This window comes from Bacteroides sp. ET71, assembly GCF_023336905.1.
Lineage (GTDB): Bacteria > Bacteroidota > Bacteroidia > Bacteroidales > Bacteroidaceae > Bacteroides.
Window position 1 is genome coordinate 1 of the sequence record NZ_JAMBLS010000140.1, and the last position, 551, is coordinate 551.

The following is a 551-nucleotide window of genomic DNA, read 5'->3' on the forward strand; positions in this document are numbered from 1 at the left end:
CATATTTTGAACAATCGTTCAAAATAATGGAAGTTAAAAAGACTAAACGGCGTCAGGCTTTAAGCAGGGAATAAACATAGCGGAAGTTTTTCTCCAGTTCGTCCACGTCCAGACCGTTCAGGAACGCCTGTTCGTAGGACAGTCCGAGAAAAATCTGCCGGAACAGGGTTGCCGCCTTCCGCACGTCCGTGTCGCTCCTGATTTCTCCGCTCTCTTTCGCCTTCTGTATGACTTTCTCCCAAAGCTCATACTCCAGCCGGAAAATCCGCTCGATTTTTTGCCTGATGCCCGGATAGTACATGCGCACTTGCGAGAGGAAATGGAAGTAATAGGAATTCGGGCAGCAATCATGCGGGCTGTGGTTGTCGCCAATCAGTTCGAGAATCCTTTTCATGGAAGCGGCTACTCCCGCCACGTATTGCCCGATGAATTCCGCCAGCGTATCGGCGGGAGCGGTAAACTTGTTCCCCGGCTTGTGCATTTGCAGCACATACTTGTCCGCCACGGCCATGAACAAGTCCAGCTTGTGCGGAAAATAATAGACGATGCCT

Annotated in this window: 1 protein-coding gene; it reads right to left on the bottom strand. The window is 50.6% G+C overall.

Annotation, left to right across the window (positions count from 1 at the left end; translation table 11 throughout):
- Positions 1 to 52: 52 nt before the first annotated feature.
- On the bottom strand, positions 53 to 551 hold a 499-nt coding region (locus tag M3090_RS15575), incomplete at its 5' end, for a TetR/AcrR family transcriptional regulator (protein ID WP_249057783.1).